General features: G+C 68.7%; 14 protein-coding genes and 2 pseudogenes. 4 read left to right on the top strand and 12 right to left on the bottom strand.

The window, feature by feature from the left end; all coding sequences use genetic code 11:
• Positions 1-219: 219 nt before the first annotated feature.
• Positions 220-1,770: a fumarate hydratase gene (locus tag LG388_RS26300; protein ID WP_225785490.1), complete on the bottom strand. Its 1,551-nt coding sequence runs from the start codon at positions 1,768-1,770 to the stop codon at positions 220-222.
• A gap of 161 nt (positions 1,771-1,931) precedes the next feature.
• On the opposite strand from LG388_RS26300, the gene LG388_RS26295 reads away from it, so the two are divergent.
• Positions 1,932-2,696, top strand: a complete 765-nt coding sequence (locus LG388_RS26295; RefSeq protein WP_225785489.1) for an SDR family oxidoreductase — start codon at positions 1,932-1,934, stop codon at positions 2,694-2,696.
• Between the two features lie 25 nt (positions 2,697-2,721).
• On the opposite strand, the gene LG388_RS26290 is transcribed toward LG388_RS26295, so the two are convergent.
• The 6 genes from LG388_RS26290 to dapC all read right to left on the bottom strand — a co-directional run bounded on the left by LG388_RS26290 (position 2,722) and on the right by dapC (position 10,485).
• Positions 2,722-4,758, bottom strand: coding sequence for an ABC-F family ATP-binding cassette domain-containing protein (locus LG388_RS26290; protein ID WP_225785488.1), 2,037 nt, complete (start codon positions 4,756-4,758; stop codon positions 2,722-2,724).
• A 162-nt stretch (positions 4,759-4,920) separates the two neighbouring features.
• Positions 4,921-5,814 carry a 50S ribosomal protein L3 N(5)-glutamine methyltransferase gene (gene prmB, locus LG388_RS26285; RefSeq protein ID WP_225785487.1) on the bottom strand — a complete coding sequence of 298 codons (894 nt, stop codon included), beginning with the start codon at positions 5,812-5,814 and terminating at the stop codon, positions 4,921-4,923.
• Between the two features lie 14 nt (positions 5,815-5,828).
• Positions 5,829-7,025: a succinyl-diaminopimelate desuccinylase gene (gene dapE / locus LG388_RS26280; protein ID WP_225785486.1), complete on the bottom strand. Its 1,197-nt coding sequence runs from the start codon at positions 7,023-7,025 to the stop codon at positions 5,829-5,831.
• A gap of 108 nt (positions 7,026-7,133) precedes the next feature.
• Entirely contained in the window at positions 7,134-8,285 is a 1,152-nt protein-coding gene (locus LG388_RS26275) for a PilT/PilU family type 4a pilus ATPase (protein ID WP_225785485.1), read from the bottom strand.
• Positions 8,286-8,379: 94 nt separating this feature from the next.
• Positions 8,380-9,213 carry a 2,3,4,5-tetrahydropyridine-2,6-dicarboxylate N-succinyltransferase gene (dapD, locus tag LG388_RS26270; RefSeq protein WP_225785484.1) on the bottom strand — a complete coding sequence of 278 codons (834 nt, stop codon included), beginning with the start codon at positions 9,211-9,213 and terminating at the stop codon, positions 8,380-8,382.
• 60 nt (positions 9,214-9,273) lie between these two features.
• Positions 9,274-10,485, bottom strand: a complete 1,212-nt coding sequence (gene dapC, locus LG388_RS26265) for a succinyldiaminopimelate transaminase (protein WP_225785483.1) — start codon at positions 10,483-10,485, stop codon at positions 9,274-9,276.
• A 138-nt stretch (positions 10,486-10,623) separates the two neighbouring features.
• Here dapC and LG388_RS26260 point away from each other — a divergent pair, with 138 nt between their 5' ends.
• Complete coding sequence (locus LG388_RS26260; protein ID WP_370630249.1) at positions 10,624-12,096, top strand: amidase; 1,473 nt, start codon at positions 10,624-10,626, stop codon at positions 12,094-12,096.
• Between the two features lie 51 nt (positions 12,097-12,147).
• Here the strand turns inward: LG388_RS26260 and argA are convergent, their stop codons facing one another.
• Positions 12,148-13,497: an amino-acid N-acetyltransferase gene (argA, locus tag LG388_RS26255; protein ID WP_225785481.1), complete on the bottom strand. Its 1,350-nt coding sequence runs from the start codon at positions 13,495-13,497 to the stop codon at positions 12,148-12,150.
• A gap of 292 nt (positions 13,498-13,789) precedes the next feature.
• Between argA and LG388_RS26250 the strand changes: the two are divergent.
• Positions 13,790-13,912, top strand: a pseudogene (locus LG388_RS26250) (ESPR domain-containing protein); the annotation flags it as partial.
• 344 nt (positions 13,913-14,256) lie between these two features.
• On the opposite strand, the gene LG388_RS26245 reads toward LG388_RS26250, so the two are convergent.
• Both LG388_RS26245 and LG388_RS26240 read right to left on the bottom strand, forming a co-directional pair.
• Positions 14,257-14,703 (bottom strand): hypothetical protein, encoded by a 447-nt coding sequence (locus tag LG388_RS26245; RefSeq protein WP_225785480.1) that lies wholly within the window; start codon positions 14,701-14,703, stop codon positions 14,257-14,259.
• 352 nt (positions 14,704-15,055) lie between these two features.
• Positions 15,056-16,143 (bottom strand): annotated as a pseudogene (locus LG388_RS26240) (IS5 family transposase).
• Between the two features lie 86 nt (positions 16,144-16,229).
• On the opposite strand from LG388_RS26240, the gene LG388_RS26235 reads away from it, so the two are divergent.
• Positions 16,230-19,595, top strand: coding sequence for an autotransporter outer membrane beta-barrel domain-containing protein (locus tag LG388_RS26235; protein ID WP_225785479.1), 3,366 nt, complete (start codon positions 16,230-16,232; stop codon positions 19,593-19,595).
• A gap of 78 nt (positions 19,596-19,673) precedes the next feature.
• Here LG388_RS26235 and LG388_RS26230 read toward each other — a convergent pair whose 3' ends face one another.
• Positions 19,674-21,779, bottom strand: a complete 2,106-nt coding sequence (locus LG388_RS26230; protein ID WP_225785478.1) for an AAA family ATPase — start codon at positions 21,777-21,779, stop codon at positions 19,674-19,676.
• Positions 21,776-22,015: a hypothetical protein gene (locus LG388_RS26225; protein ID WP_225785477.1), complete on the bottom strand. Its 240-nt coding sequence runs from the start codon at positions 22,013-22,015 to the stop codon at positions 21,776-21,778. The genes LG388_RS26230 and LG388_RS26225 overlap by 4 nt, the downstream gene beginning before the upstream one ends.
• Between the last annotated feature and the right edge of the window lie 256 nt (positions 22,016-22,271).

The raw sequence follows: 22,271 nt of genomic DNA, 5'->3' as shown, positions 1-22,271 counted from the left end.
AGCATGGCGTGCATGGCGTGCGGGGTGCAGGGCAGCTTCAGTAGGGCGGCGCAGAACTCAGAAGGTGTGAATGAATCCCGCGTGGCCGAGCAGACCGTCCAGGGGTGCGCCATCGAGGCGCAAAGCGCAGCCATAGCTCGGGCTATGGCGAGCATTTGCAACGATGAGGGCGTGCACCTGGGCGGGATGAGCGGGCATGTGGGGTTCGTTCACACCTTCTCAGGCGGTGGCCAGCGCGATGCCCTTGAACTCGCCGCTGGCGATGCGCTGGCCCCACTCGGCCGGGCCCGTGATGTGGGCGCTGGTGCCGCCGGCATCCACGGCCACGGTCACGGGCATGTCGACCACGTCGAACTCGTAGATGGCTTCCATGCCCAGGTCCTCGAAACCCACGACCTTGGCCGCCTTGATGGCCTTGGAGACCAGGTAGGCGGCGCCGCCCACGGCCATCAGGTAGGCGCTCTTGTGCTTCTTGATGGCCTCGATGGCGACCGGGCCGCGCTCGGACTTGCCGATCATGGCGATCAGGCCCGTCTGCGACAGCATCATGTCGGTGAACTTGTCCATGCGGGTGGCGGTGGTCGGGCCGGCGGGGCCGACGACCTCGTCGCGCACCGGGTCCACCGGGCCCACGTAGTAGATGACCCGGTTGGTGAAGTCCACGGGCAGCGGCTCGCCCTTGGCCAGCATGTCCTGGATGCGCTTGTGCGCGGCATCGCGGCCGGTGAGCATCTTGCCGTTCAGGAGCAGCGTGTCGCCGGGCTTCCAGCTGGCCACTTCTTCCTTGGTCAGGGTGTTGAGGTCGACCTTCTTGGACTTGTTGTAGTCGGGTGCCCAGTCGATCCTGGGCCACAGGTCCAGCGAGGGCGCTTCCAGGTACACGGGGCCAGAGCCGTCCATCACGAAGTGGGCATGGCGCGTGGCGGCGCAGTTGGGGATCATGGCCACGGGCTTGGAGGCCGCGTGCGTGGGATACATCTTGATCTTGACGTCCAGCACCGTGGTCAGGCCGCCCAGGCCCTGCGCGCCGATGCCCAGGGCATTGACCTTCTCGTACAGCTCCAGGCGCAGTTCCTCGACCGGGTCGAGCTTCTCGCCGCGGGCGGCCTTTTGCTGCAGCTCGTACATGTCCAGGTCTTCCATCAGGCTTTCCTTGGCCAGCAGCACGGCCTTTTCGGCGGTGCCGCCGATGCCGATGCCCAGCATGCCCGGCGGGCACCAGCCAGCACCCATGGTGGGAACGGTCTTCAGAACCCAGTCCACGAGGTTGTCGCTGGGGTTCATCATGATCATCTTGGACTTGTTCTCCGAGCCGCCGCCCTTGGCTGCCACCGTCACGTCCAGCTTGTCGCCGGGCACGATCTGCACGTTGATCACGGCGGGCGTGTTGTCCTTGGTGTTCTTGCGGGCGAACTGCGGGTCGGCCACGACCGAGGCGCGCAGCGTGTTGTCGGGGTGGTTGTAGCCGCGGCGCACGCCCTCGTTGACGGCGTCTTCCAGGCCCATGGTGAAGCCGTCCCACCTGACGTCCATGCCCACCTTGAGGAAGACGTTGACGATGCCGGTGTCCTGGCAGATGGGCCGCTGGCCGGTGGCGCTCATCTTGGAGTTGGTCAGGATCTGGGCCATCGCGTCGCGCGCCGCCGGGCTCTTCTCGCGTTCGTAGGCGCGCGCCAGGTGCTGGATGAAGTCGGGCGTGTGGTAGTAGCTGATGTACTGCAGCGCGTTGGCGATCGATTCGATCAGGTCGGCTTGGCGGATCGTGGTCATGGTCTTCACGTGGGGGATGGGGGCAGCCCGTCTGGCGCGGGTCGTCGCGGATTATCTCAGCCGCTTCGCGGGCCGGCCGGCCGCCGCGGGGCGGGGTCGTGCGCGCGACAATTTGCGCTCGGCGGCCCGCCCCGGGCGGCGTTCAACGAACAGGAGACTTCATGGCAGAACAGACAGGCACCGTGCTCATCACCGGTGGCAGTCGCGGCATCGGCGCCGCGACCGTGCGGCTGGCCGCGCAGGCGGGGCATGCGGTGTGTTTCACCTACCAGTCGCGGGCCCAGGCCGCGCAGGCGCTGGTCGACGAGGTGAGGGCCGCCGGCGGCCGCGCGCATGCGCTGCAGGCCGAGGTGCGCGACGGCGCGAGTGCCGCGGCGCTGCTGCAGCGCCTGCCGGCCGACTTTCCGCCGCTCACGGGCCTGGTCAACAACGTGGGCATCACGGGGCCGCTGGGGGCCTTCGAGAAACTCGGCGAAGCCACGCTGCGCGAGGTCTTCGAGGTGAACGTGATCGGGGCCATGCTGCTGGCGCAGCAGGTGCTTGCGCGCTGGCGCGCCACGCCGGCGGCATCGCCCACCGCCCACCGCAGCATCGTCAACGTCTCGTCCATCGCGGCCACGCTGGGGGCGCCGGGCGAATACGTGCACTATGCCGCTTCGAAGGCGGCGCTGGAGGCCTTCACCGTGGGCCTGGCCAAGGAGGTGGCGCCCCAGGGCGTGCGCGTGAACTGCGTGTCGCCCGGCACCACGCTGACCGAGATCCATGCCACGGCCGGCGAGCCGGGCCGCCCGCAGCGCGTGGCCGCACGCATCCCCATGGGCCGGCCGGGCGAGGCCGAGGAGATCGCGCAGGCCATCGTGTGGCTGCTGTCGCCGCAGGCCTCCTACGCCACGGGCAGCGTGCTCAAGGTGGCGGGCGGGCTGTAAAGGTCGGCGGGCCGCGCAAGGGGCCTCAACCCTGCATGGCCTCCAGCTGCTCGGACAGCGCGAGCCAGCGCTCTTCGAGCTGCGCGACTTCGTCGTCGATCTGCTTCAGGCGCCGGCCCGCCTCGGCGATCTGCGCGGGCGGCAGCGGCTGCATCAGTTCGTCCTCACGTGCCGTTTTCTCCTGGCCGAGCGCCGCAAGGCGCGCGTCGATCTGCGCCAGCTCCTTGCGCAGCGGCCGGCTCTGCTCGGCCAGTTGCTGCCGGGCCTGCGCATCGCGCTGGCGCTGGGCGCGGCCACCGTCGGCAGGCGTGGGGGCCGCCGCAGGCGCTGCCGCCGGCGCGCTGGCCGTTGCGGGCGCGGGCACGAGCGATGGCGCTGCGGCCGGGTCGGCCTGGCCGGCCTGCTGGCGCGCCAGTTCGCGCTGGCGCTTGGCTTCCTCCAGCAGGTAGCGCTGGTAGTCGTCGAGGTCGCCGTCGAAGTCCTTGACCGCGCCGCGGCCCACCAGCCAGAACTCGTCGCACACCGAGCGCAGCAGCGCGCGGTCGTGGCTGACCAGCATGAGCGTGCCTTCGAACTCGTTGAGCGCCACGGCCAGCGCTTCGCGCGTCGCCAGGTCCAGGTGGTTGGTCGGCTCGTCCAGCAGCAGCAGGTTGGGGCGCTGCCACACCATCATGGCCAGCACCAGGCGCGCTTTCTCGCCGCCGCTCATGGTGCCCACGGGCTGCTTGACCATGTCGCCGCTGAAGTTGAAGCTGCCGAGGAAGCCGCGCAGATCCTGCTCGGTGCTGCGGCCCGGCGCATTCGGGCCCAGGTCGCGCGCCAGGCGCACCATGTGCTCCAGCGGGCTGCTGGCGGGGTGCAGCACGTCCAGCTCCTGCTGCGCGAAGTAGCCGATGTTCAGGCCCTTGCCTTCGGTCACGGTGCCGGCCAGCGCGCCCATCTCGCGCGCGATGGTCTTCACGAAGGTGGACTTGCCCTGGCCGTTGGCGCCCAGGATGCCGATGCGCTGGCCCGCCAGCACGGAGCGGTTCACCCCCTGCAGGATCACCTTGGGCGGCGCGTCGTCCTGCCGGTAGCCGAAGCTGGCATCGCTCACCGTGAGCATGGGGTTGGGGATGTTCGCGGGCTCCTTGAATTCGAAGCTGAACTCGGCCTCGGCCAGCAGCGGCGCCACCTTTTCCATGCGCTCCAGCGCCTTGACGCGGCTTTGTGCCTGCCGGGCCTTGCTGGCCTTGGCCTTGAAGCGGTCGATGAACTTCTGCAGGTGGGCGATCTTCTCCTGCTGCTTGGCGAAGGCCTGCTGCTGCTGCTCCATCTGCAGCGCACGCATCTCCTCGAACTTGCTGTAGTTGCCGCCGTAGCGCGTGAGCCTGGCGTGCTCGATGTGCAGCGTCACGTCGGTCACGGCGTCCAGGAACTCGCGGTCGTGGCTGATCACGATCATGGTGCCGGCGTACTTCTGCAGCCAGCTTTCGAGCCAGACCAGCGCGTCTAGGTCCAGGTGGTTGGTGGGTTCGTCGAGCAGCAGCAGGTCGCTCGGGCACATCAGCGCGCGTGCCAGTTGCAAGCGCATGCGCCAGCCGCCCGAGAAGCTGTCGACGGGGTTGTCCAGCTCGTGCACCTGGAAGCCCAGGCCCAGGATCAGCGCCTGCGCGCGCGGCACGGCGTCGTGCTCGCCGGCGTCGTGCAAGTCGGTGTAGGCCTGCGCCAGCGCCATGCCGGCATCGGCATCGTCGGGGTGCGCGGCATGCGCGGTCTCGGCGGCCTGAAGCGCGGCCCGGGCTTCCATCAGCCGCGTGTCGCCGGCGACGACGAAGTCGGTGGCGCTTTCGTCGGTCTCCGGCATGTTCTGCGCAACCTGGGCCAGGCGCCACTGCCGGGGGATGCTGAAGTCGCCGCCGTCTTCGTGCAGCGTGCCGTTGAAGAGCGCGAACAGCGTGGACTTGCCGGCGCCGTTGCGGCCGACCAGGCCGACTTTCTCGCCCGGGTTGAGGACGACGCTCGCGCCATCGAGCAGCACCTTGGCGCTGCGGCGGAGGATGACGTTCTTGAGGATGATCATGTGAAACGCAAAGCAGGGTCCGCAGGGCCGGTGCCCCGCGGACGGAAGGAGGGTGATGCGCCGCCCACGCGCAGGGGCGCGTGCGGCGCGGCAGGGCAGGGGCGGTTCAGGGCCGCCTTCGCACCAGGGGCCGCACCAGCAGGAGCGGGTCTGCCTTCGGATTCATGGCTGCAGCAGGGCTTCGCGCGTGAGCAGCAGCACGGCATCCTCGCCGGCGCTGGTGTCCAGCCACACGGCTTCGAGCGCGGGAAAGGCGGCTTCGAAATTCTCGCGCTCGTGGCCGATCTCCAGCACCAGCACGGCGCCCTCGCGCATGCGCGAGGGCGCATCGCGCAGCAGCTGCCGCACGAAGTCCATGCCGTCGCTGCCGCCGGCCATGTTGCCCGACAGGGCCATCTCCGGCTCGGCCCGGTATTCGTCGGGCAGGGCGGCCATGCTCTGCGCATTGACATAGGGCGGGTTGCACAGGATCAGGTCGTAGGGCCCGGGCAGGGCGCTGAGGCCGTCCGAGGTCCTGAGCGTGATGCGCGCATCGAGCCCGTGCCGCGTGACGTTGATGGCCGCCACCTCCAGCGCCTCGCGCGAGAGGTCGGCCGCGTCCACCTGCACCTCGGGCCAGGCCATGGCGGCCAGCACGGCCAGGCTGCCGTTGCCGGTGCACAGGTCCAGCACATGCCGCGTGTGTGCGCCCAGCCAGGGGTCGATGCTGCCGTCGGCCAGCAGTTCGGCGATGAAGCTGCGCGGCACGATGGCGCGTTCGTCCACATAGAAGGGCACGCCCTGCAGCCAGGCTTCGCGCGTGAGGTAGGCGGCGGGCTTGCGGCTGGCGATGCGCTCGTCGATCAGCGCGCGCACCTGCGCCGCACTGCCGGGCGAGACGGTGCGCTGCGCCACGCCGTCCAGGTCGTCCAGCGGCAGGCGCAGGCGCCACAGCACCAGCCAGGCGGCCTCGTCGAAGGCGTTGGCGGTGCCATGGCCGAAGGCGACGCCCGCCTCGGTCAGGCGCTGGGCCGATTCTTCGATCAGCGACAGGACGGTGGGAAGGGCGTCGGACACGGTCTTCCCTGTACTCAAGCCGCCGCCGCGCGCAGTGGCGCGTCCAGCTTCTCGATCACGCGGCGGTAGGTGTTCTTCAAGGTCTCGATGGCTTCGACCTCCACGTGCTCGTCGATCTTGTGGATGCTGGCGTTGACCGGGCCCAGCTCCACCACCTGCGCGCACACCTTGGCGATGAAGCGCGCATCGCTGGTGCCGCCGCTGGTGGACAGCTCGGTTTCGAAGCCGCATTCGTCTCGGATCGCTTCCTGCACGGCCGCCACCAGCTCGCCCGGAGGCGTGAGGAAGGGCAGGCCGCCCATGGTCCATGCCAGCTCGTAGTCGACGCCATGGCGGTCCAGCACTTCGCGCACGCGCTGCTGCAGCGATTCGGGCGTGGACTCGGTGGAGAAGCGGAAGTTGAAGTCGATCACCGCGCTGCCGGGAATCACGTTGCTCGCGCCCGTGCCGGCGTGGAAGTTGCTGATCTGCCAGCTCGTGGGCTGGAAGAAGGCGTTGCCCGCATCCCAGCCGCCGGCCGCGTTGATGGCCACCAGCTCCGCCAGCGCGGGCGCGAAGGCGTGCACGGGGTTCTTCGCCAGTTGCGGGTAGGCGATGTGGCCCTGCACGCCCTGTACGGTGAGGCGGCCGCTCATGGTGCCGCGGCGGCCGTTCTTGATCATGTCGCCGCAGCGGGCCACCGAGGTGGGCTCGCCGACGATGCACCAGTCCAGCTGTTCGCCGCGCGCGGCCAGCGCCTGGCACACGACCACCGTGCCGTCCACGGCCGGGCCTTCCTCGTCGCTGGTCAGCAGCAGGGCCAGGGTCAGCGGCGTGTCGGGCTGCGCGGCCAGGAACTCCTCGATGGCGACCACGAAGGCGGCCAGCGAAGTCTTCATGTCGCAGGCGCCGCGCCCATACAGCCTGCCGTCGCGGTGCGTGGGCGCGAAGGGCGGGCTGCGCCATTGCTCCAGCGGGCCCGTGGGCACCACGTCGGTATGGCCCGCGAAGACCAGTGTGCGCGTGTTCGCGCGCGCGGGCACCGGGCGGCGCACCGCCCAAAGGTTGGTCACGCGGAAATCGGGCGGGCCGCTTTCGATGCTTTCCAGCACGAAGCCCAGCCGTGCCAGGCGCGCGCCCAGGATCTGCTGGCAGCCCGCGTCATCGGGCGTGACGGAGGGGCGGGCGATGAGTTCTTCGGCGAGCCGAAGGGTTTGGAGCGTCTGGGACATGGCGAACGGCTGGATTCGGGTGAGGTCTTCAAGTGGCCGCGCGCACGTCCCGCTCGGGGCCGGCCGGCGGCGCCAGGCGGGGGGCAGACCCGGGCGCCGCCGCCGGGGTCAGTGGTGCACGTCGAGCGTGATTTCGGTGAATGACGGGGCTTCGGTCTGTGCCAGCAGGGCGCTTTCTGCGTCCTGCCGCGTGGGTTTGGCGTTGTGGTTCTGCAGGCGCCACATGAGGTCGGTGGGTGAGTCGGCGTGGGCCAGGCCTTCCTCGCGCTCGATCGTGCCGGCGAGGATCAGTTCGGCGATGGCTTCCTCGAAGGTCTGCGAGCCTTCGGCCATGGACTGCTGCATGGCCTCCTTGACGCCCGAGAAGTCGCCCTTCTCGATCAGGTCGGCCACCAGGGCGGTGTTCAGCATGATCTCGACCGCCGGCATGCGCGAGCCGCGCGGCGTGCGCAGCAGGCGCTGCGCGACGATGGCGCGCAGCGCACCGGCCAGGTCGCCCAGCAAGGTGGGCCGCACTTCCACGGGGTAGAAGCTCAGGATGCGGTTGAGTGCGCGGTAGGCGTTGTTGGCATGCAGCGTGGCAAGCACCAGGTGGCCCGACTGCGCATAGGCGATGGCCGCGGTCATGGTCTCGCGGTCGCGGATTTCGCCGATCTGGATCACGTCCGGCGCCTGGCGCAGCGCGTTCTTGAGCGCCGTGCCCAGCGACTCCGTGTCCGAGCCGATCTCGCGCTGGTTCACCACCGAACGCTTGCTGCGGAAGTTGAACTCGATCGGGTCTTCGATGGTCAGGATGTGGCCGGACGCGCGGGCGTTGCGGTAGTCCAGCATCGACGCCATGGTGGTCGTCTTGCCGGCGCCGGTCGCGCCCACCATCAGGATCAGGCCGCGCTTTTCCATGATCAGCGAGCGCAGCACCTCGGGCAGGTTGAGCGCCTCGAAGTCGGGAATCTCGTTGAGCACGTAGCGGATCACGGCCGAATAGCTGCCGCGCTGGCGCATGGCACTGATGCGAAAGCTGCCCACGCCGGGCAGCGGCGTGGCCATGTTGAGCTCGCCGGTGCGCAGCAGCTCTTCGATGCGGGCCGCGGGCAGGATCTCGCGCAGCAGCTCCAGCGGCGCGTCCGGCGGCAGCAGCTGCGAGTTGATGGGCAGGCACTCGCCGTTGATGCGGATCTGGGCCGAGGTCCCCGGCGACAGATAGACGTCCGAGGCCTTGCGTTCGGCCATCAGGCGAAGAATGCGCTCCATCGTTCCCATCGTTCCCTCCAGTGGCTGTCTTGTGTTCGTGCCGGATGCGCCGGTCCCCGTTGCGTTCATGGGCCGGCCAGAGCCCCGCGGGGCCCTGTGCCGGTCAGTCGCGCAGCAGGTCGTTCAGGCTGGTCTTGGAGCGCGTCTGCGCGTCCACCGTCTTCACGATGATGGCCGCGTAGGTGCTGTAGTCCTGGCCCGATCGGGTTTTCTTGGGCAGGCTGCCGCTGATGACCACGCTGCCGCTGGGCACGCGGCCGTAGCTGATCTCGCCGGTTTCGCGGTTGAAGATCGGCGTGCTCTGGCCGATGTAAACGCCCATGCCCAGCACCGAGTTCTCTTCCACGATCACGCCCTCGACCACTTCGGAACGCGCGCCGATGAAGCAGTTGTCCTCGATGATGGTGGGGTTGGCCTGCAGCGGCTCCAGCACGCCGCCCAGGCCCACGCCGCCGGACAGGTGCACGTTCTTGCCCACCTGCGCGCAGCTGCCCACGGTGGCCCAGGTGTCGACCATGGTGCCTTCGTCCACGTAGGCGCCGATGTTCACGTAGCTGGGCATGAGGATCGCGCCCTTGGCGACGTAGCTGCCGCGCCGCGCCACGGCCGGCGGCACCACGCGCACGCCGGTGGCCTTGAGCTCGTCGGCCGACAGGTGCGCGAACTTGGTCGGCACCTTGTCGTAGAACGCGAGATCGCCGGATTGCATCGGCTCGTTGTCCTTGAGGCGGAAGGACAGCAGCACCGCCTTCTTGACCCACTGGTGCACGGTCCACTGGCCCACGCCTTCGCGCGTGGCCACGCGCAGCTGGCCGTTGTTCAGCTCGGCAATCACGTGCTCGACCGCGTCCTGCACCTCCTTGGGGGCGGACTGGGGCGAGAGGCTGGTGCGGTTGTCCCACGCGTTGTCGATGAGCTGTTGCAGTTGCTGAGTCATGGTGTCGTCAAGAAAGGAAAGGGAAGGAGCCGGCGCGGCGCGAACAGCTTGCGCAGGGCTTCAGGTCGCGGGCGAAAGGCGGCAGAAGTCGGCGATGCGGCGGGCGGCTTCCACGCACTCGGCGGTGTCGGCCACCAGGGCCATCCGCACCCGGCCGCGGCCGGGGTTCTGGCCCTGCCATTCGCGCGCCAGGTAGCTGCCGGGCAGCACCGTCACATTGTATTGAGCGTAGAGGGCGCGGGCGAAGGCCGCGTCGTCCCCCTGCCAGCCGGCCGGCACGCCGGCCCAGAGGTAGAAGCTGGCGTCGGGCAGCCGCACGTCCATCAGGCCCTCGAGCAGCGGCGTGACGGCCGCGAACTTGGCGCGGTAATGCGCGCGGTTGGCGATCACGTGTTCCTCGTCGCCCCAGGCCGCGATGCTGGCGGCCGCCACGGTGCCGCTCATGGCGCTGCCATGGTAGGTGCGGTAGAGCAGGAAGTTCTTGATGATCGACGCGTCACCCGCCACGAAGCCGCTGCGCAGGCCCGGCACGTTGCTGCGCTTGGACAGCGAGGTCAATGCGATGAGGCGGCGGAAATCCGTGCGGCCGAGCTTGGCCGCGGCTTCCAGGCCGCCCAGCGGCGGCTCGTCGCGGAAGTAGATCTCGCTGTAGCACTCGTCCGAGGCGATCACGAAGCCGTGCCGGTCCGACAGCGCGAAGAGCTTGCGCCATTCCTTGAGCGGCATCACGGCGCCCGTCGGGTTGCCGGGGGAGCAGACGTACACCAGCTGCGTGCGGGCCCAGACCTCGGCCGGCACGCGGTCCCAGTCCACCGCGAAGTTGCGCGCCGGGTCGCTGGGGGCGTACCAGACGTCGGCGCCGGCCAGCAGGGCCGCGCCTTCGTAGATCTGGTAGAAGGGATTGGGCGAGACCACCACGGGCGCGGGCGATTTCGTCCCGTCCACCACGGTCTGCGCGAGGGCGAACAGCGCCTCGCGCGAGCCGTTCACGGGCAGCACCTGCGTGGCCGCATCGAGCGCGAGCCCGTAGCGGCGCTGCAGCCAGCCGGTGAAGGACTGGCGCAGCTTCAGGTCGCCGGCCGTGGCGGGGTAGCCGGCCAGCGCGTCGAAGCCGGCGACCAGCGCGTCCTTGACGAAGGCCGGCGTCGGGTGCTTCGGTTCGCCGATGCCCAGGCTGATGGGCGCGTAGGCGGCATTGGGCACGACGCCCGCGAAGAGCTGCCGCAGCCGCTCGAAAGGGTAGGGCTGCAGCTTGGCAAGCAGGGGATTCATGGCGCGGGATTATCAGGGGCCGCGCGGCCCCGTGCCGCGCCGCGCGCATCGGTGTCGTGCAAGAGACCCGCGGCGCCCATCCGTGGCGCGGAAGGTGCAGACTCTCATCCTTTTCATCGCGCAACACAGAGAAATCGAATGACTTTGGCAATGAGCTGGGACGAATGGACGTCCCACGACGCAGTGGGCCTGGCCGAGCGCGTGCGCAAGGGCGAGTTGAGCGCGGCCGAGCTGGCGCGGCAGGCGGCCGCGGGCGCCCAGAAGATCAACCCGGCCGTGAGCGCCGTGATCGAGGTGTTCGAGGACGTGGTGGCCGATCCGCTCAAGGACGGCATGAACCCGAACGGCCCGCTGGCCGGCGTGCCCTTCTTCATGAAGGACCTGGGCCCCACGCTCAAGGGCCGGCTGCAGGAGCAGGGGTCGCTCTTCATGCGCGGCAACCGGCCGACGCAGGACGCCTGGCTCACGCAGCAGATGCGCAAGGCCGGCCTGAACCTGATCGGCCGCACCACCACGCCCGAGTTCGGCGTCTGTAGTTCGGCCGAGAACCCGGCCGTCTACGTCACGCGCAACCCCTGGAACACCGACTACACCACCTGCGGCTCGTCGGCCGGCACGGCCGCCGCCGTGGCGGCCGGCGTGGTGCCGCTGTCGCATGCCACCGATGGTGGGGGCTCCATCCGCATTCCGGCCGGCTTCAACGGCAACATCGGCCTCAAGCCTTCGCGCGGCGTGCTGTCGATCGGCCCGAATCTGTCGGACATCACGGGCTATGTGTCCACCCAGGGTTGCCACAGCCGCACGGTGCGCGACACGGCTGCCTTCATCGACGCCTGCCGGGGCGGCGCCCCGGGCGAATTCATGCCCTACTGGACGCCCGCCGAGCCCTACCTGCAGCAGATCCAGCGCGACCCGGGCCCGCTGCGCATCGCGCTGTCGCACGAATGGGGCGACTACCGCGCCACGCCGGAAATCGTGGCCGAGCTGGAGCGGGCCGGCCGCTTCCTCGAAGGGCTGGGTCACCACGTGGAATGGGCCCTGCCGCAGGCCGACCTGCGCGCCGCCTTCGCCGCCCAGACCACCTGCTACATCAGCAATTTCGCGCAGGTCATCAACGGCCTGCTGGCCAGCCGCGGGCTGGAGCGCCCGCCCGCCGACCTGTTCGAGCCCATCAACATCCGCATCTGGGAAGCCGGCAAGGACCTGCGCTACACCGAGCGCTTCCAGATGCAGGCGGTGTTCAACAGCACGGCGCGCGCCTTCGGCCAGTTCTTCGAAGACTGGGACATCATCCTCACGCCCATCACGGCCAAGCCCACGCCGCCGGTGGGCACCACCGAGTACCTGACGATCAGCGACAACCCGGACGTCCACGACTGGTTCGACAACCTGTGGCAGTTCTTCTCGTACACGCCGTTGTCCAACCTGTGCGGCATTCCGGGCATCTCGTTGCCGATGGGGCGCCAGGCCCACGGCCTGCCTTTCGGCATCCAGGCGCAGGCGCGCCAGGCCAATGACGGGCTGCTGCTGCAACTGGCCGCGCAGATCGAGCGCGCACTGGATGGCCGCTGGAACGACGGCCGCCGGCCGGGCGTCCACGTGACGGCCTGAGCCCGGGGCGGAAGAAAAGGGCGCGGCGGCTCCGGCGCCGCGCCAGGGGCCTCACTTGAGCTTCTTGACGAGCACCTGGCTCTTGCGGTCCCAGTTGTATTTCTTCTTGCGCGCTTCGGGCAGCCAGTCGGGGCTGACCTGCTGGAAGCCGCGCTTGATGAACCAGTGCATGGTGCGCGTCGTGAGCACGAAGATGCTGTCCAGGCCCAGGGCGCGGGCGCGCAGTTCGATGCGCTTGAGCAGCTTCTCGCCATCGCCCTGGCCCTGCGACTGCGGCGACACGGTGACGGCCGCCATCTCGGCCGTCTTCGCCTCCGGGTAGGGGTAGAGGGCGGCGCAGCCGAAGATCACACCGTCATGCTCCACCACCGTGTACTGGTGGATGTCGCGCTCGATCTCGGTGCGGCTGCGCTTGACCAGGGTGCCGTCGCGCTCGAAAGGCTCGATCAACTGCAGGATGCCGCCGATGTCGTCCACCTCGGCCTCGCGCACCGATTCCAGCTTCTCGTCCACCACCATGGTGCCGATGCCGTCGTGCACGTAGATTTCCAGCAGCAAGGCGCCATCGACCGAGAAGGGCAGGATGTGGCTGCGCTCGACGCCGCCTTCGCAGGCCTTGACGCAATGCTGCAGGTAGAAGGACGTGTCGGTGGGCTGCTGGGCGGCCGGCAGCGTGGCCAGCAGCTTCTTGGCGGCGTCCAGCGGCAGCTCGGTGTCGATCGGGTTCTCATCGTCCACGGGGCGCGTGGCGTCCATGGCGATGCCCGGGATTTCGGTCAGGAAGATCAGCTTGTCGGCCTGGATGGAGACCGCCACGCTGGTCGCCACTTCTTCCATCGTCAGGTTGAAGGCCTCGCCCGTGGGTGAGAAACCGAAGGGCGACATCAGCACCATGGCGCCGAAGTCCAGCGTGCGGCGGATGCCCGCGGCGTCCACCTTGCGCACCAGGCCCGAATGCTGGAAGTCCACGCCGTCGACCACCCCCACCGGGCGGGCCGTGATGAAGTTGCCCGAGATCATGCGCACCGTGGAGCCGGCCATCGGCGTGTTGGGCAGGCCCTGGCTGAAGGCGGCCTCGATCTCGTAGCGCAGCTGGCCGGCCGCTTCCTGCGCGCAGTCCAGCGCCACCTCGTCGGTGATGCGGATGCCGTGCGAATAGCGGGGCTCATGCCCCTTGGCGCGCAATTGCTCGTTCACCTGGGGCCGGAAGCCGTGCACCAGCACGATCTTCACGCCCATGGACTGGATCAGCGCCAGGTCCTGCGCGATGGCCTGCAGCTTGCCCGCCGCGATGGCCTCGCCCGCCACCGCCACCACGAAGGTCTTGCCCCGGTGCATGTGGATATAGGGCGCCACCGAACGGAACCAGGGCACGAAGGTGAAGTTGAAGACGGCGGACATGGGCGAGTCAGGGCGGATGGCGGGTCGCGGTTGCGCTGTGGAGTGCCGCATTTTCACGGAAGCCCCAGGAAGATTTCGCGGGTTGGCAGGCGGGACGTCAACGGGGCTCATTTGCAAGGACTGTGGGAGGGCCGGCGTCGTGCAAATGCGTCATTCCAAGGAAGTGTGGAGCATTTTTTTACATTCATGGAGCATTTCCGCGAGGCAGCGCAGCGGCTCGACTCAAGGCCCGTTCCAATCCGGCCACCCCTGATTGATCTACCTCGCACGGCGGTGACGCCAGGAGCAGCCCATGAACAGAATCTTCCGATGCATCTGGAATGAAACGACCCGGACGTGGGTCGCCGCCGCCGAGACTGCCCGCGGCCGCCGCAAGGCCAGCGGGGCGGCTCCAAGCGCCTCGGCCGTGCTGCTGGTCGCGTCGTCCTTGTTCGGAACTGCGGCCGCGTGGGCGGGCTGCGGTGATGCGCCCAGCGGCGGAAACGGGATCGTGTACGCCTCGGACGGCGACGCCTGCAATGCCACTCACGGCACCTATACCGGTACCAATGTGGGGTTTGCCACCGGGGACGGTTCCGTGCTGACGTTCACGCAGCCCGACGTCACGATCAACACTTCCGCGACCGCTGCCTATGGGTTGTCTTCGGGCGGCGCCAACATCGGCGGGGTGCCTGCTGTCTCGGCGGCCACGGTGCACGCCACGGGCAATCTGACCGTCAACGCGCCTGCCTCCAGCGGCAACACGCGGGCCGTCTACATCTACGCGGGCAGCAATGCCGCAGGCGAGCGCTCCAAGCTGCTGGTCGATGGGAACTTCACGGCCACGCGGGGCACGGGCGCAGCGGCCGTGCAGAACGCCGGGGGGCACATCGAAGTCGGTGGCCGCACTTCCATCACCACCGTGGGCGCCGATGCGTTCCGCAACACCGGCACTGCGGCCACCAACGTGTTCCGTGGCACGGTGTCCATTGCGGTCACCTCGCCGGTCGGCTTGGGCGTGGGCATCAACAACAGCGGTGCCATCGAGTTCCGCGATGCCCTGAGCGTCTCCACGACAGGGGGAACGGCCATCACGGCCGCTGCCGGCACTATCGATGCGCAAAAGGGGGCCACGATCACGACCACGGGTGTCAGTGCGGCCGGCATCGCTCTGTCCGGAACGGCCAAGTTCCAGACCGGCATCGGTACGGAAACGAAGGTGTCCACGGCGGGTCTCGGTGCCAAGGGCATCGAGCTGATCAGCACCCCGGCGCAAGGCGTCACGCTCGCGCTCGGCGGGCCTTTGACGATCGAGACCCAGGGCCAAGGCGCGCATGGTGTCTATGCGCTCGAGAATCCGGCCGGTGGGCTCACCGTGCCTGTGGGGGCGAACATTCTCGTGAAGGGTGATCAAGCCAGCGGCATCTACCAGGCCGTTGAAAAAATGCTCATCGAACGCGCCAGGGTCGTGGATTTCGAAGAAACGGATCGCCCAAACTGGCCTGCGCAGCGATTGGAGCGGCCATTTCGGCCTGTTTGCAGGCCGTTTTGCCCGTTCCGGGCGCACGTATCCCATGGTTCACGCATGATGCGCGTCCCACCAGCCGCCCAGACTGCCCATGCGCACCAGGTTGTAGGTGGCAAAGCACAGCAGCGCCTGGCCCGCGAGCTTGGCCTGACCGATCAATTTGGTCTTGGCCAGACCACCCACTGTCTTGATCCAGCCAAAGGCCTCCTCGATGCGCTTGCGCACTTTGAGGCTGGTCTTGTAGCCCTCGTGGCGCCGGATGCGGCCATCGACCGCCGAGTGCTTGTCCTTGGCCGCCACGTGTGGCGTGACTTTGAGCTTTCGGCAGCCCTTGATGAAGGCCTGGCTGTCGTAACCTTTGTCGGCCCCGACCGTGGCCCGCTTGTTCTTGTTTCCCGGCGTTTGAGCATCGCCAGCGCCGCCTCGCGCTCGGCGGTGCCACTGGCATGTGTGATCTCCACATCCACGATCAGCCCGTTGCGGTTCTCCATGAGGATGTGCCCCATGTGGCACAGGCGAGATTTGTCGCCCGCGCTCTTCTTGAACAGCCGGGCATCGGCATCGGTGGTGCTGGCGTGGGTGTCGTTGCAGCGCTCCTGCCCTTTGAAGTTCACCTCGGGGTTGCGTCCGGGTGGCGTGCCGCTGTCGTCGTCTTTGCGTTTGAAACTCTTGTGCGAGGCCCAGGCCTCAATCAGCGTGCCGTCCACGCTGAAGTGTTCGTCGCTGGCAAGCCGGCCCCACTGGGCGCTGAGCTTGACGCGCTCGAAGAAGGCGCGCGCCAGGTCTTCGTTGAAGAGGCGTTCGCGGTTGGCGCTGAAGGTGGAGTGGTCCCAGACCTTGTCTTCAATGTTCAGGCCCACGAACCAGCGGTACAGCAGGTTGTAGTTGACCGCCTCGACCAGCTGGCGTTCGCTGCGGATGGAGAACAGGATTTGCAGCAGCAAGGCCTTGAGCAGCATCTCCGGCGGCACCGAGGGGCGGCCACGGCGGGCGTACACCGCTTCGAACTCGCTGTTCATGCTCGACAGCAGCGCATCCACCACGGCGCGCAACTTGCGCAGCGGGTGTGCCGCTGGCACTCTTTCTTCAAGGCTGATGTAGCTAAACATCGCCCCCTGGAAGTCTTGGTTGCCTCTCATCTTTCTTGTCGCAGTTGTTCCGGGATGGCTTCAGATCGTAGCGGCCGACGCGGACGCTCGCAGGGGATTTTTCAACGGCCTGCTACATGTACGCGCCTGCGGGAACCGGGCTCAACCTGAATGTGGCCACCGGTTCTCGCATCGAGGCACAAGGCGCCGACACTTCGTCGAACGCCGTCTTCATGCGCGCCGATGCGGGGCCCTTGAGTGCCACCCTGGGCGGGGAACTCGTGGCCAGCGGCAGTGGCTTCGGCTTGCTGGTCGAAAAGGCCGCGCACGGTGCGGACATCCACAACACCGGCAGCATTGCCGGGCCGCAGAACGCTGCCGTCGCCATCCGTGGACTGGGGGCGGATGCGAGATTCAGCAACAGTGGGCATCTGGAAGGGTACAACGGTGTGGAGGCCGAACATTTGGGAAGCAGTGGCTCGCTGACGGTCACCAACAGCGGCTCCATCGTGGCCGTGAACTCAGGCGTCGCAGTCACCGCCAAAAGCACGCCCGAAGTGAATGTCGTCAACGAGAGTGCCGGCTCCATCCACGCAGAGGATTTCGGTATTGTTGTGACACAGCCTGCGGGCAAGGTCACCCTCTCCAACGAGGGCGCCGTCGAAGCCACTTCCGATTGGGGCTCGGGCATCTGGCTTTACAACGCCAAGGGCGCAGCGACCGTGACCAACAGCGGCAGCGTCGATGCCCCAGCCATGGGCATCTCGGCCGATCATGCCGGGTCGGGCACAGGGTCGCTGCTCGTTCAGAACATCGGCAGCGGCATCATCACGTCCAAAGGCGAAGGCATCCAGGCCGCATCCCTGGCGGCGCCCCTGGAAGTGCGCAACCTGGGCAGCGCGCGGATCGATGCCGGCACCTATGGCATCCACGTCACACGCGCGGGGGACGGGCTGCAGGTCGTCAACGAAGGGGCCATCACTGCGACCGCGTTCCAGGCCGCTGATCCGTCCTCGGGCACCGGCATTCGCGCCACGCAGCTCGAGGGCGACGCACATTTCACCAACAGCGGCAGCATCGAAGCCGTGACCGCTGGCATCGCGGTCGCGCACACCGGCTACGGCAGCAGCGTGCGGGTGGACAACAGCGGCCGCATCGAGGCCACAGACCTTGCTGGGACGGGCGTTCAGGCCATGACGCAGATCGCCGGCCTGGAGATCCGCAACACGGGGCCGGCCAGCAGCATCGTGGGCGGCCTCCACGGCGTCGATGCCGTGGCCGGTCAGGGCCTGACGCTCGTCAATGAGGGAGACATCCGCGCGCTGACGAGCCATGCGGTTCGGGCCGTGATCCAGAACGGCGAGGCCGCATTGCGCAACAGCGGCCACATTCAGGCCGGTTCTCAGGGTCATGGCATCGACGTGTCTCACGACGGCTTCGACACCAGTGAGACGCTGCGCATCGAGAACCTGGCCAGCGGCAGCATCGATGCGGGCGCTGGGACGGGCATTCGCGCCACCTCCGCAGCTGCGGCGCTGCGCATCGACAACGCTGCTGCCATCACGGCGAGCGTGGGCATCGACGCCGTTCAGGCCCATGCCAATGGCGTGCTGGCGGTGAGCAACGCCTCCACGGGCCTTGTCACGGCCGACGTGACAGGCGTGAGGCTCAGCGCGGCAGGGACCGGCAGCCTGGACAACCGCGGAAAGATCGAAGCGCCCACGGCCCTGAGCGTGGTACAGGGCAGCTTCACGGGCAGCAACGCCGCCACGACGGGCCATCTCCACGGCACCATTCAAACGGCCAGCGGCGCGGCCTTCGACCTGGCGAACAGCGGCCTGTGGACCAACACGGGCCACTCGCTGCTGACCCGCGTCACCTTGCCGGCGAGTGGTCAGGTGGTGTTCACCGCACCCGTCGATGCCCAGAACGCCGGTGCGTACAAGACGATCACGGTCACCGATTGGGTGGGGCAGGGCGGTCTGGTTCAGCTCAACACCTGGCTGGGGGACGACAACTCGCCCAGCGACCGCATCGTCATCGACGGGGGCAGCGCCACGGGCAGCACGCGGCTGGCCATCGTCAACACCGGGGGGCTGGGCGCGCAGACCACCGGCAATGGCATCCAGGTGGTGGAGGCCGCGAATGGCGCCGTCACCGAAGCCACCGCGTTTGCGCTCAACGGCGCCTCCAAGGTCAGCGCAGGCGCCTATGACTACACGCTGGTGCGCAACGCCAATGAAAGCTGGTACCTGACCTCGGACTTGTCGACGCCGACGCCGACGCCGACGCCGACGCCGACGCCGACGCCCACACCGACGCCGACGCCGACGCCCACACCGACGCCGACGCCGACGCCCACACCGACGCCGACGCCGACGCCCACACCGACGCCGACCCCCACACCGACGCCGACCCCGACACCGACCCCGACACCGACTCCGACACCGACACCGACACCGACTCCGACACCGACTCCGACACCGACTCCGACTCCGACTCCGACTCCGACTCCCCCGGAGCCGCCGCGCGTGCCGCATTACCGCCAGGAGGTGTCGCTGTACGCCGCCGTGCCGTCGCTGGCCGTTCTGCACAGCGCGGCGACCACGGACAGCTGGCATGAGCGCATCGGCGCGGCCGGTGCCTTAGCGGGGCTCGGCGACCGGCCGTCGCGGCTGTGGCTGCGCGTGGTGGGGCAGTCCGGCAAGCGCGATGGCGATGCACGGGGCATCTATGGCAGCAGCGGCCCCGCCTACGAGCACAAGACCCATGCCCTGCAAGTGGGCGGCGACCTGGTGCGCGGGCGCCATGCCAACGGCAGCCACAGCGCGGCCGGCGTGTTCGTCGCCACAGGGCGGACCACGGGCGACGTGCGCCATTTCGATGGCCAACGGGCGGGCACGGCGACGCTGGACGTCAGCTCCGTGGGCGGCTACTGGACCTGGATGGGGCCGGAAGGCGCCTATGTGGACCTGCTGGCGCAGGGCAACCACTACGGCGTCAAGGCCGCATCCACGCGCATGGCGGCGCTGAAGAGCTCCGGCTCAGGCTATGAGCTGTCGGCGGAAGGCGGCCTGCCGTACCGCCTGGGCGCCAGCGCCTGGCGCATCGAGCCGCAGCTGCAGGTGCGCATGCTCTCCGCGGAACTGGGCGGCGGCCACGACGCGGCAGGGCGCGTGCAGTTCGGCGATGTCGATTCGCTCGTGGGCCGGGCCGGGTTGCGGCTGAGCTACCAGACGCCCACGCTCACGGCCTGGACGCGGCTGGATCTGCTCAACGAGTTCAAGGGCCGCAGCCGGACCACCGTGTCTAACCTCGCGGGCCAGCACGGCGTGGATTTCAGCAGCAGCGTGCACGGCCGCACGCTGGCGTTGACCGCTGGGCTGGACGCCAAGCTCAGCCAGTCGCTGTCGCTGTACGGCGCCGCCAGCTACCGGCGCGCGCTGGGCGACAGCCGTGGCAGCGCCTGGGGTTGGCAGGCCGGCCTCAAGATGGCTTGGTGAGCTGACGGGGCGACACGGCTGGGGTGAACGCGAGGGCTTCGGCCCTCGTCGTGGCCGCCCGCGCCGCTCATGTCGCCCTCAGCGCGACGGCGCGGCGGCCCGCGCGTCAGGCGCAGGAGCCAGCGACGAGCGGCGGCGTTTGCGGCGGCGAGGGAAGGCCGCGGTGTCTGTGCCTTCCGCGCGCGCCAGTAATGGCTGCATGCGGAACAGTGCCAGCTTCGCCGCGTAGCCGTCCAGCCATTCGCCGGCCGGCACCGGCTGCAGCCCCAGCAGTTCGGCGAAGCGCATGGGGGCGATGGCCCCGGCGGCCAGCAGTTCGTCGACCACGGCCAGCAGGGAAGCGCGGTGCGCGTCCAGCAGGCTCGACACGCGTGCCATCTGCTCACCCAGCAGCGCTTCGATGGGCACATTGGTCGCCGCGATGTCCGTGTTGAGGTTGTCGTCGGCATCGGTGGTCACGTCGGTGCGCGACAGGCGGCCGGCAAATCCCAGGTGGCGCACGAAGCGTGCGGCGCTGGCCGTGGCCTTGCGCAGGTCGGCCTCGGCGCCGCTGCTGCACATCGCCTCGCCGAACACCAGCTGTTCGGCGGCGCGGCCGGCCAGCGTGACGGCGATGCCGTCGAGCAGGTTCTGGCGCGACCAGGCCTTGCGCTCGGCATAGCTGTTGTAGCCACCCTCGAAGGATGCGAGATTGATCTTGATCTCCAGCGGCGGCCGGCCGAAGAGCAGGGCATAGGCCAGGCCGTGGCCGGCTTCGTGCACGGCGAGCAGGGCGCGGAAGTCCTCGCCCGCGCGGCGCCGCACCTGGTTCAGGTCCAGCGGTACCTCGAAGCTGCGCTCGCGCATGACACCGGCCTGCGTCAGCCGAGCCTGCAACTGGGTGCCACACATGCGCAGCTGCACGCGCTCCCCTGCGCTGGCCCCGCACTCCAATGCCCACAGCGCGGCGTTGACCAGCATGGCACTCAGGATCGCATGGACCGACGAGAACAGCGGCCGCGTGCCCTGGGCCGGGAACACGCCGTTCGCGTAGAGCTGCGCGTAGACGGAATCGTGGAGCTCGAAGCCCACGCCCGCGCTGGCATGCGCTTCTTCCACATAGCGCGCGCAGGCGCGGCGGATGAGCTGCTCGTAGGCCGCACGCGACAGCGAGGGGTAGACCACATGGTTGTTGCCCAGCCGCGCGATTTGCTCGGGCCGGAAGCGTTCGGCCAGCGCCTTCTTCACGTCGATGACCGACAGCTTGCGCGTGAGTTCGTGGAACACGTCGGCGTCGGTGTCGCAGTCTTCCACGCGCGTGGCCATGTCCTCGTACATGCCGTCGAGGTTGCCGCACACGAAGACCAGCAGGCGGCTGTAGTCCGTCTCCCAGTGCTGTTGCGATTCGCGGAAGTCGCGCAGGCGCTGCAGCACCTCGTCGGGCGACCAGGCCATGACGGTGGTGAGCGGCTCGCGCAGCTTGAGGTTGCGGCGCAGTTCCTCCGCCTGCCAGGTCGACAGGCGGAAGCGCTTCCTGCGCGCGGGCTTCTTCTTGCCGTCCTTCTCGCCTTCTTCGTCGTCCTCGCCATCGTCGTCCGCCTGATCGGCGTCGTAGGCGGCGCTCGCGATCGAGGACTCGATCTCGCCCAGCAACGACAGCGGCGGCGGCAGCTTGCCATCGGAGAGCAGCGCCCAGACATCCTGGTAGCGCTCCACCTTGACGTCGTTGGCCTGCTTGTCGACGGTGCGGTAGCGCTGGAACTCGTCCAGCACCAGCACACCCGGCGCGCCTTCGGGCACGCCCGATTGCGCCAGCATGCCCGAAATGGCGCTCGGTCCCCAGTGGCTGGCGCCATGGCTGAAGCCGTCCATCTGCACCTCCACGAAGCGGTCGTAGAAGCCCAGCAGCTGCGTGAGCCGGCGCACCAGCTGCGTCTTGCCGGTGCCCGTCAGGCCCCAGAGGCAGACGATCACCGGCCGCGTGACGATCTGCGGCAGCACATACCAGGCGCGCACCGATTCGATGACGCGGTCGATCACGGCATCGATGCCGAACAGCTCCTGCTTGAGCGTGGCGGCCACGGTGTGCAGCCGCTCCGTGCGCTCGGCCAGTTGTCGGCGCAGGGCGTCGGTGTCCGGCGTCATGGCGTTCTGCGGCATCTCCGGCTCTTGCGGCCGCGCGTTCGTGTCTTGTGTTTCCATCATTCTTCAATCCCTCTCGTGGCCGCCACGCGCAGCAACGCCACGCGGTCGGCGCGGCGCTGCGCGCCCTGGCTGCGGATGTGCCGGCCGGCGCCCGAGGCGCGCGTGCCGAGGGCACGGGCGACGGGGTTGCGCGGCGGCGCGGTCTGTTCGATGAGCAGCACCATCGGCTGCTTCATGCGGCGCAAAGCCTTGACCCGGCCTTCGGCGAAGGCGCGGGATCGTTTCTTGGCACTCATGCGTGCGGTTCCTCAGGGGCCGCGCCTTCGTGGCGGCGACCCCAAGCAAAAAAGCCCCGGCTGAGCAGGCCAGGGCTTTCGTTGCGCCTGGGCCGAACGTGGAATGACCACGGTCAGCCGGGGCAGGGAACCGTGTTCAGGGGAAGCGGTTGAACAAGTGGGACATGAGAGAGGTGCTCCAAAAAAAGGAGCTGGCGAAGGGTGCTCGTTGCGCCAGCGAATGAAGCGAAGGGCGCGATTATTCGGGCCGCCGGCG

Source organism: Xenophilus sp. Marseille-Q4582, from assembly GCF_916700565.1.
Taxonomy (GTDB): domain Bacteria; phylum Pseudomonadota; class Gammaproteobacteria; order Burkholderiales; family Burkholderiaceae_C; genus Xenophilus.
The sequence above is the reverse complement of the archived record's forward strand: the minus strand, read 5'-3'. Positions and strand labels throughout refer to the sequence as shown.

Coding starts and splice junctions, on each gene's coding strand:
- LG388_RS26275 (WP_225785485.1), bottom strand. CDS start 8,285: ATGGGAACGATGGAGCGCATTCTTCGCCTGATGGCCGAACGCAAGGCC.
- LG388_RS26290 (WP_225785488.1), bottom strand. CDS start 4,758: ATGATCATCCTCAAGAACGTCATCCTCCGCCGCAGCGCCAAGGTGCTG.
- LG388_RS26260 (WP_370630249.1), top strand. CDS start 10,624: ATGACTTTGGCAATGAGCTGGGACGAATGGACGTCCCACGACGCAGTG.
- LG388_RS26235 (WP_225785479.1), top strand. CDS start 16,230: ATGTACGCGCCTGCGGGAACCGGGCTCAACCTGAATGTGGCCACCGGT.
- argA (WP_225785481.1), bottom strand. CDS start 13,497: ATGTCCGCCGTCTTCAACTTCACCTTCGTGCCCTGGTTCCGTTCGGTG.
- LG388_RS26300 (WP_225785490.1), bottom strand. CDS start 1,770: ATGACCACGATCCGCCAAGCCGACCTGATCGAATCGATCGCCAACGCG.
- dapE (WP_225785486.1), bottom strand. CDS start 7,025: ATGTCCCAGACGCTCCAAACCCTTCGGCTCGCCGAAGAACTCATCGCC.
- LG388_RS26225 (WP_225785477.1), bottom strand. CDS start 22,015: ATGAGTGCCAAGAAACGATCCCGCGCCTTCGCCGAAGGCCGGGTCAAG.
- dapD (WP_225785484.1), bottom strand. CDS start 9,213: ATGACTCAGCAACTGCAACAGCTCATCGACAACGCGTGGGACAACCGC.
- dapC (WP_225785483.1), bottom strand. CDS start 10,485: ATGAATCCCCTGCTTGCCAAGCTGCAGCCCTACCCTTTCGAGCGGCTG.
- LG388_RS26295 (WP_225785489.1), top strand. CDS start 1,932: ATGGCAGAACAGACAGGCACCGTGCTCATCACCGGTGGCAGTCGCGGC.
- LG388_RS26230 (WP_225785478.1), bottom strand. CDS start 21,779: ATGATGGAAACACAAGACACGAACGCGCGGCCGCAAGAGCCGGAGATG.